The organism is Streptomyces sp. NPDC029956 (genome assembly GCF_055574655.1).
This window is the reverse complement of sequence record NZ_JBVHZJ010000009.1, coordinates 199,969-208,143: the sequence shown is the minus strand read 5'-3', so window position 1 is coordinate 208,143 and position 8,175 is coordinate 199,969. Positions and strand designations below refer to the sequence as shown.

The following is an 8,175-nucleotide window of genomic DNA, read 5'->3' as shown; positions in this document are numbered from 1 at the left end:
GGGGGGGGGGGGGGGGGGGGGGGGGGGGGGGGGGGGGGGGGGGGGGGGAGGGGAGAGGGGGGGGGGGGGGGGGGAAAGGGAGGGGGGGGGGGGGGGGGCCCCCCCCCCCCCCCCCCCCCCCCCCCCGTGGGCCGCTACTTGCCCGTCTCCTTCGTCACCAACGCCACCGCCTCGTCCACGTCGTCCGTGACGTGGAAGAGGAGCAGGTCCCGCTCCGAGGCCTTGCCGCCCGCGACGACCGAGTCGCGGAGCCAGTCCACGAGGCCCTTCCAGTACTCCGTGCCGAAGAGGACGATCGGGAAGCGGGTGACCTTGCGGGTCTGGACCAGGGTCAGCGCCTCGAAGAGCTCGTCGAGGGTGCCGAGTCCGCCGGGCAGGACCACGAAGCCCTGCGCGTACTTCACGAACATCGTCTTGCGGACGAAGAAGTAGCGGAAGTTCACGCCGATGTCGACGTGCGGGTTGAGACCCTGCTCGAAGGGGAGCTCGATGCCGAGGCCCACCGAGACGCCCTTGGCCTCCCGGGCCCCCTTGTTGGCCGCCTCCATGGCGCCGGGGCCGCCGCCCGTGATGACCGCGAAGCCGGCCTCGACGAGCGCCCTGCCGATCCGTACACCCGCCTCGTACTCCGGCGAGTCCGGCTTCGTGCGGGCCGAGCCGAAGACGCTGATCGCGCTCGGCAGTTCGGCGAGGGCGCCGAAGCCCTCGACGAACTCGGACTGGATGCGCATGACCCGCCAGGGGTCGGTGTGCACCCATTCCGAGTCGCCCTCGGTGTCGAGCAGCCGCTGGTCCGTGGTGCCCGGCTGGACCTGGTCCCGGCGCCTGAGCACCGGCCCGAGCCGCTGCTCCTCCGGCTTCGTCTCCCCTTCAGGGATACCCATGGCCTGCTCCCTCCGTCGATCCAACGATCTTCTGGTCCGGTCAGCGTAGGACCACAGAGGTGACGAAATGCGAAATTACGGGAGTCGGGACGAGGGAAGTCGGGCGGTCAGGCGGTCAGCCAGTCGCGCAGCCGTGCCTCGCAGTGGTGGATCCGGTCGACGGGCACGTGCTCGTCCCGCTTGTGCGCGTACATGGGGTCGCCGGGGCCGTAGTTGACCGCGGGCACCCCGAGGGCGCTGAAGCGGGCGACGTCGGTCCAGCCGAACTTGGGCTGGGCGCTGCCGCCGACGGCCTTCATGAACGCCTCCGCCGCCGGGTGGGAGAGGCCGGGCAGGGCGCCGGGGCTCTCGTCGTCGATCACGAGGTCGGCGATGTCGCAGTCGGCGAAGAACTCGCGGACGTACGCCAGCGCCTCGGCCGGCGAGCGGTCGGGGGCGTACCGGTAGTTGACCGTGACGGTGCACGCGTCGGGGATGACGTTGGTGGCGACGCCGCCCTGGATCGCGACGGCGTTGAGACCCTCGTGGTACTCCAGGCCGTCGATGACCGGCTTGCGCGGCTCGTACGCGGCGAGGCGGGCCAGGATCGGGGCGGCGGTGTGGATGGCGTTGGAGCCCATCCAGGAGCGCGCGGAGTGGGCCCGCTCACCCGCGGTGTGCAGGATCACGCGCAGCGTGCCCTGGCAGCCGCCCTCGACCTGCGCGTCGGAGGGCTCCAGGAGGACGGCGAAGTCGCCCTCCAGCCAGTCGGGGTGCGCCTCGGCGATCTTCCCGAGGCCGTTGAGGTGGGCGGCGACCTCCTCGTTGTCGTAGAAGACGAACGTGAGGTCGCGGTTGGGCTCGGGGACGGTGGCGGCGATCCGCAGCTGGACGGCGACCCCGGACTTCATGTCGGAGGTGCCGCAGCCCCACAGGATGCCGTCCTCGTCGAGTCGCGAGGGCACGTTGTCGGCGATCGGCACGGTGTCGATGTGACCGGCGAGGACGACCCGCTCGCCGCGGCCGAGGCTCGTGCGGGCGACCACGTTGTTCCCGTACCGGTCGACCGTGAGGTGCGGCAGGGCGCGCAGCGCCTGCTCGATGGCGTCCGCGAGCGGCTGCTCGGTCCCGCTGACGGACGGGAAGTCGACGAGGGCGGCGGTGAGCGCGGCCCCGTCCTGGGACAGGTCGAGGGGCGTGTCGAGCGGGGTGATGTCAGCCATGTGCCGACCCTAACGCGGCCTCCAGTACGGTGGGCCCCGTGTCCGAGCCCACCCGCCCCCGCCGTCGCGGCCGCCTCGCCCGTTCCGCGGCCGCCTTCGCCGCGCTCCTCGGCCTTGCCTCGTACGTGGCCTTCCACCAGGTGACGGGGAGTACCGGCACGCCCCGGTGCTTCGTGGGCACCGGGGACAACCGGTACGAGTTCACCCCGGAGCAGGCGTCGAACGCCGCGATGATCTCCGCCGTGGGCACCACGCGGGGCCTGCCGGAGCGGGCGGTGACCATCGCCCTCGCGACGGCGCTCCAGGAGTCGGCGCTGCGGAACATCGAGCACGGCGACCGGGACTCCCTCGGCCTCTTCCAGCAGCGGCCCTCGATGGGCTGGGGAACGCCGGCGCAGATCATGGATCCGGTGTACGCGTCGGGGAAGTTCTACGACGGTCTCGAGAAGGTCCCGGGGTATTCGCGGCTGCCGCTGACGGTGGCGGCGCAGAAGGTGCAGAAGAGCGGTTTCCCGCAGGCGTACGCGAAGCACGAGCCGGACGCCACTCTGCTCTCGGCCGCGCTGACTGGCCGGTCCCCGGCCGCCCTCTCCTGTACGGCGAGCGACACCGAGGGCCTTCCGGGCGATCCCGAGAAGGTGCGCGCGGAGCTGGTACGCGCCTTCGGCGAGAAGTCGGCGCCGGCGGCCGTGACGGGCGGCCCGAGCGCGGGCCGGTCGGCGGCCGAGCCGCCGGTGCTCGTGGTGCCGGTCCGGTCGACGGCCGGGTCCGTGGGCGCTGCAGCGGACGCGCGGCGCGGCTGGGAGCTGGCGCAGTGGGCCGTGGCGCGGGCGGAGACGCTGCGCATCACGGAGGTCGTGTACGGGGACCGGGTGTGGCGGGCGGGTGAGGCGCGGGGAGGCTGGTCGAAGGTCTCGGGGGCCTCCAAGGCCCTGGGCGCACCCGCCTCCGGCGCGGAATCCGTCCGGATGCGGCTCGCCCCGTAGCCGCCCGGAGACTTCTCGGCATCCGGTCTCCGGTCGGATGTCCGGCCCGCCCCTGGCTCCGGCCCGATCCGGCCGCCCCTGGCTCCGCGCTCATGTCGTTCTCCGGTCGATCAGCAGCCGGTCACCCGTACGGTGATTCACTCGCCCGTGGCATGGGACCGGTGCGCGCCCGGAGGAATTCGCGACCCTTCCGCGCCGCCTTTCACGCACCGCGCCCCGCCCTCCCAATTCCCTTGCAGGACAAGGGGAGTGACGGTTCGCCAGACAACTGCGCAATGACGCGTTCGTCCGTTTTCCTCCCCACCCGACAATACGACGCATTACCAATTCTTTACCTTCGACCGCCGCAACCCAACCCGCCCCAGGGCCGGTTGTCACTGCGTCCGAACAACACCTCGCACCTCGTCGAAGGAGCACCATGTCCCTCCCCCTGACCCGTCGGATCGCCCGCGCCGCCCTCCTCATCGCGGCCGGAGCAGCCCCCGTGGTCGGTGCGGCCGGCTCCGCGAGCGCCCTGGACCACAGCCTCGCGCCGACCGGCGCCCTCGGCGGCATCAGCGCCCTGGACGCCGCCGGTGCGGGCACCGCCGTCGACAGCGCCTCGCAGACCGCCACCGGCGTCGTCGGCGCCACCGGCGGCGAGGCCGTCGGCACGGCCGTCCCCGCCGCCGGCAAGACCGTCGGCGCCGCCGGCAAGACCGCCACCCCGGCCGCCCAGCAGGTCGCCGGTGAGACCGCCGGCAGCGCGGGCGAGGTCGTCGGCAAGACCGCCGGCGCCGCCACCGAGAGCGCCGAGGGCCCGACCGGCGGCGCCCTGGGCGGCGGCCTCGGCGGCCTCCCGACCGGCCAGACCCTCGGAGGCCTGCCCGTCGGCGGCTGACCCGCCCGGGAAGCAGTCACGCGGAAGGGCCCGGGGAGCGGATGCTCCCCGGGCCCTTCCGTACGCCGTGGACGGTCAGCCGAGCCGCTTGACCGCCGCCGCGACCCGCTCGTCCGTCGCCGTGAACGCGACCCGCACGAACCGCTCCCCCGCCTCGCCGTAGAAGTCGCCCGGCGCCACGAGAACGCCCTTCTCCGCCAGGTACGCCACGGTCTCCCAGCACGGCTCGTCCCGGGTCGCCCACAGGTACAGGCTCGCCTCGCTGTGCTCGATCCGGAAGCCGTGCGCCTCCAGGGCCGCCCGCAGCGCCGCCCGGCGGGCCGCGTACCGCTCGCGCTGCTCGGCCACGTGCGCGTCGTCGCCGAGCGCCGCGACCGTCGCCGCCTGCACCGGCGCCGCGGTCATCATGCCGCCGTGCTTGCGGATCTGGAGCAGCTCACCGAGCACCGCCGCGTCACCCGCGACGAACGCGGCCCGGTAGCCGGCCAGGTTGGAGCGCTTGGACAGCGAGTGGACGGCGACGATGCCCTCGTACGAACCGCCGCAGACGTCCGGGTGCAGCACGGAGACCGGGTCGGCCTCCCAGCCCAGCTCCAGGTAGCACTCGTCGGAGAAGACGAGGACACCGTGCTCGCGCGCCCAGGCCACGATCCGGGTCAGCTCGTCCTTGGAGAGGACCTTGCCGGTCGGGTTGGACGGGGAGTTCAGCCAGAGCAGCTTGAGCCCGGCCGGGTCGAGCTCCGTCGGGTCGTCGTAGACCACGGCCTCCGCGCCGCAGAGCCGCGCGCCGACCTCGTACGTCGGGTACGCGAGCCGGGGGTACGCCACCCGGTCGCCCGCGCCGAGACCCAGCTGCGTCGGCAGCCAGGCCACCAGCTCCTTGGAGCCCACCACCGGCAGCACGTTCTCATGGGCGAAGTCCACCGCGCCCAGCCGCCGCCCGCACCAGCCGGTCAGCGCGTCCCGCAGCTCCTTCGTGCCCCACACCGTCGGATAGCCCGGCGAGTCCGCCGCCGCGACCAGGGCCTCCTGGATCAACGCGGGGACCGGGTCGACGGGCGTGCCGACCGAGAGGTCCACGATTCCGTCGGGGTGCGCCACGGCCGTCTTCTTGTACGGCTCCAGCTTGTCCCAGGGGAAGACGGGCAGGCGCGAAGAGACTGCGCTCACGGGTTGGCTCTCACTTCCTGTACGTACGCGGGTGAGGCGTCGGGAAACGCCTCGGTCCCGTACGGCGGCCGACGCCGTACGGGACCGGATGCGACCTGAAGCGGTCGATCAGCCGTTCTGCGGCGGCAGGGCGGCGATGAAGGGGTGGTCGCGCTCGATCTCGCCGAGCTTGGAGGCACCACCGGGCGAACCGAGCTCGTCGAAGAACTCGACGTTCGCCTTGTAGTAGTCCTTCCACTCCTCCGGGGTGTCGTCCTCGTAGAAGATCGCCTCGACCGGGCAGACCGGCTCACAGGCCCCGCAGTCGACGCATTCGTCCGGGTGGATGTACAAGGACCGCTTGCCCTCGTAGATGCAGTCGACGGGGCACTCCTCGATGCACGCCTTGTCCTTCACGTCGACACAAGGCTGCGCGATGACGTAGGTCACGCTGTCGTTCCTCCTCGATAGGGCTGGTCTGCGCGGGAGCGCGGCGTCGTCGATGCCCGCACCTAGTATCTCCGTTCTTGGGGGCGATCCGAACAGGAGGGGCGGAGAAGCTGTGGAATTCACCGGCGGAGGACGCCTTGAGGTCCGAATCACCAGCGCTGACGTGGGAAAACGTGTCTCCGTTCGGTACGTGACGGACTCAGCGGCGGCGGGTGAGAAGTTCACCGACGCGGTCGGCGTTCTCACATCATGGGACAACTCTGTGCTGCTGATCACACGAAAGAGCGGCGAGAGCGTCCGGATCGCGGAATCCACCCTGGTCGCCGGGAAGATCGTCCCGCCCGCCCCGGCCCGCCGACGCGGCCCCTCCGCCACCTTCCCCGAGCTCGCCCGCGCCACCGCGCGCGCATGGCGGCCGGTCGAGAGCGAGGCGCTCGGCGAGTGGACCCTGCGGGCCTCCGACGGCTTCACCCGGCGGGCCAACTCGGTGCTCCCGCTCGGCGATCCGGGACTGCCGGTCGCCGACGCCCTGGCGCACGTACGCGCGTGGTACGAGGCCAGGAGGCTCCCCGCGTACATCCAGACCGCCACCGGCGCCGAGGGCACCCAGGAGCTGCTCTGCGCGGCCCTCGACCGGCACGGCTGGCGGCGCGAGGTGTCCGCAGAGGTGCGGATCGCGGCACTGGCCCCGATCGGCGACCTGGACGCCGACGTCACCGCCGTACACCTCTCCCGCACCGTCGACGACGCGTGGCTCCGCCGCTATCAGCGCTTCGGAGAACCGGGCCCGGCGGTACGGTCGGTGCTGACGTCCGGCCCGAGTGTGTGGTTCGCATCCGTGGCGGGCACGGGAGAGGTACCGGCGGCGATCGGACGGTGCGTGGTCGACGGACGCTGGGCCGGCTTCATGGCCGTCGAGGTGGACCCGGAGCAGCGGCGCCGGGGCCTGGCGACGTCCGTCATGACGGCACTCGCCCGACAGGCCCTCGACGAGGGCGCGTCGGCGGCCTGGCTCCAGGTGGAGGCGGACAACGACGGCGCACGGGCCCTGTACGACGGGATGGGCTTCGCTCCGCACCACCACTACCACCACTACCGATGGGCGGAGGCGTGACAGAGGCGTGACGGAGGACGTACCACCACCGGAGGACGGGCCGGAGCACGGACCGGAGGACGGACCACCACGGCGGGACGGGGCAGCGGGTGAGGACGCCCACGAGAGCCCGGACGCGCCCGACTGGCGGCGGGAGTTCGCGGAGGAGGCGCGGTCGGAGCGGCCCGACCTCGCCCGGCTCTGCCTGCTGATCGGAGCGGTGGCCGACCCCACCGTCACCCGGCACGTCCTGAACGAGGCCGAGATCGAACTCGACCGCCTCGCCGGGCTCGTCCCGTACGCCACCCGGATCCTCGGCGACTGGACCACCGCCCTCGCCGAGCTCCTCGGCAACCGGGAGGGCTTCGAGGGCGTGCCCGCCGACTACCAGCGCCTGGAGTCCTCGCTGCTGCACGAGGTGCTCAGGCGCCGCCGGGGCCTGCCGATCCTGCTCTCCGTCGTCTGGATGGAGGTCGCACGACGGGCCGGCGCTCCGGTGTACGGGCTCGGGCTGCCCGGCCACTTCGTCGTGGGCTTCGGCGACCCCGCCGACCTGAACCTCGCCGACCCCTTCGCGGGCGGCCGCGCCATGACGGGCCCGGACGCGGAGCTCCTGGTGACGAGCGCGACGGGCGAGGCCCTCGACCGCTCGATGCTCCGGCCCGCCGAGCCGGGCGCGATCGTGCTGCGGGTACTCAACAACATCCGCGCCTGGGCGGCACCCCGCCCCGAGCGCTCCGACGTGGCCCTGTGGGCGGTGGAACTCTCCCTGCTCCTCCCCTCCCACCCGGCCAGACTCCGCTACGAGCGCGCCGAGCTGCTCGTGCAGCGCGGGGACTTCCTGACGGGGGCGACGGAGATGGAGGCGTACGCGCAGGTCATGGACGCGGTGGACCCGGAGTCGGCGACGGCGGTCCGACGCCGGGCACAGGCGGCGCGGGCACGGCTGAACTGACGCGGGAGCTGCGGGCCGGTCGCAGGTGAGGCCGTTGGGTAAGGGTCGCGGTGCGCGGGCGGGTCCGACTACGCGGCGCGGGAAGCGCCGTGGTCCGCGCGGGGCGCGCGAGGCGCGCTCACGACGAGGGCGATCAGCAGGACGAAGGCGACGAGGGCCGTGGACGTGCGCGCGAGGTTGAAGAGCTCCCAGCGATGCAGGATCTCCGCGTGGTCGGCAGGGGCCGAGGTGGCGGCCCATTCCTTGATCCGGCCGTTGATCGGCACGTTGCCGAACCGGGTGATCAGGAAGGACGCCAGGACCAGCAGCGCCGCGACGCCGGCGAGCAGCCGTGCACGGCCCCGGTCGAGGACGGCCAGGGCCAGGGAGCTGAGGAAGGACAGTGCCATGGCCGTCTGCATGGTGATGCCGTTCATCATCATCAGCTGGGTGTGGAAGTCCAGCCGCATGTCGAGGGGCACGGCGCGGAAGGTGGGAACGAGATTGGCCGCGCCGTAACCGAAGGCGCCGGTGAGCAGCCCGGTGGAGAGCAGAGCGACGCCCTGGGCCATCCGTACGCGCACGAGCGCCGCCTCC

At 72.9% G+C, this 8,175-nt stretch carries 9 protein-coding genes; 4 read left to right on the top strand and 5 right to left on the bottom strand.

Annotated features, from left to right (window positions below; all coding sequences use genetic code 11):
• Positions 1-134 precede the first annotated feature (134 nt).
• Together ACZ4XX_RS10280 and dapE are read right to left on the bottom strand one after the other, a co-directional pair.
• Positions 135-884: an LOG family protein gene (locus tag ACZ4XX_RS10280; RefSeq protein WP_055603473.1), complete on the bottom strand. Its 750-nt coding sequence runs from the start codon at positions 882-884 to the stop codon at positions 135-137.
• 107 nt (positions 885-991) lie between these two features.
• The gene (gene dapE, locus ACZ4XX_RS10275) at positions 992-2,086 is read right to left on the bottom strand and encodes a succinyl-diaminopimelate desuccinylase (RefSeq protein ID WP_468507500.1); all 1,095 of its coding nucleotides are present in this window, start codon (positions 2,084-2,086) and stop codon (positions 992-994) included.
• 29 nt (positions 2,087-2,115) lie between these two features.
• On the opposite strand from dapE, the gene ACZ4XX_RS10270 reads away from it, so the two are divergent.
• Positions 2,116-3,072, top strand: a complete 957-nt coding sequence (locus tag ACZ4XX_RS10270; RefSeq protein ID WP_468507499.1) for a VldE C-terminal domain-containing protein — start codon at positions 2,116-2,118, stop codon at positions 3,070-3,072.
• A gap of 418 nt (positions 3,073-3,490) precedes the next feature.
• Complete coding sequence (locus ACZ4XX_RS10265; protein ID WP_468507498.1) at positions 3,491-3,952, top strand: ATP-binding protein; 462 nt, start codon at positions 3,491-3,493, stop codon at positions 3,950-3,952.
• A gap of 75 nt (positions 3,953-4,027) precedes the next feature.
• On the opposite strand, the gene ACZ4XX_RS10260 is transcribed toward ACZ4XX_RS10265, so the two are convergent.
• Both ACZ4XX_RS10260 and fdxA read right to left on the bottom strand, forming a co-directional pair.
• Positions 4,028-5,122, bottom strand: coding sequence for a bifunctional succinyldiaminopimelate transaminase/glutamate-prephenate aminotransferase (locus ACZ4XX_RS10260; protein WP_468507497.1), 1,095 nt, complete (start codon positions 5,120-5,122; stop codon positions 4,028-4,030).
• A gap of 108 nt (positions 5,123-5,230) precedes the next feature.
• Positions 5,231-5,551: a ferredoxin gene (gene fdxA / locus ACZ4XX_RS10255; protein ID WP_015035968.1), complete on the bottom strand. Its 321-nt coding sequence runs from the start codon at positions 5,549-5,551 to the stop codon at positions 5,231-5,233.
• Positions 5,552-5,663: 112 nt separating this feature from the next.
• On the opposite strand from fdxA, the gene ACZ4XX_RS10250 reads away from it, so the two are divergent.
• Both ACZ4XX_RS10250 and ACZ4XX_RS10245 read left to right on the top strand, forming a co-directional pair.
• Positions 5,664-6,665: a GNAT family N-acetyltransferase gene (locus ACZ4XX_RS10250; RefSeq protein WP_468507496.1), complete on the top strand. Its 1,002-nt coding sequence runs from the start codon at positions 5,664-5,666 to the stop codon at positions 6,663-6,665.
• A gap of 7 nt (positions 6,666-6,672) precedes the next feature.
• Positions 6,673-7,599, top strand: a complete 927-nt coding sequence (locus ACZ4XX_RS10245) for a transglutaminase family protein (protein WP_468507495.1) — start codon at positions 6,673-6,675, stop codon at positions 7,597-7,599.
• Between the two features lie 68 nt (positions 7,600-7,667).
• On the opposite strand, the gene ACZ4XX_RS10240 is transcribed toward ACZ4XX_RS10245, so the two are convergent.
• Positions 7,668-8,162: an anthrone oxygenase family protein gene (locus tag ACZ4XX_RS10240; RefSeq protein WP_468507494.1), complete on the bottom strand. Its 495-nt coding sequence runs from the start codon at positions 8,160-8,162 to the stop codon at positions 7,668-7,670.
• Positions 8,163-8,175: the final 13 nt, after the last annotated feature.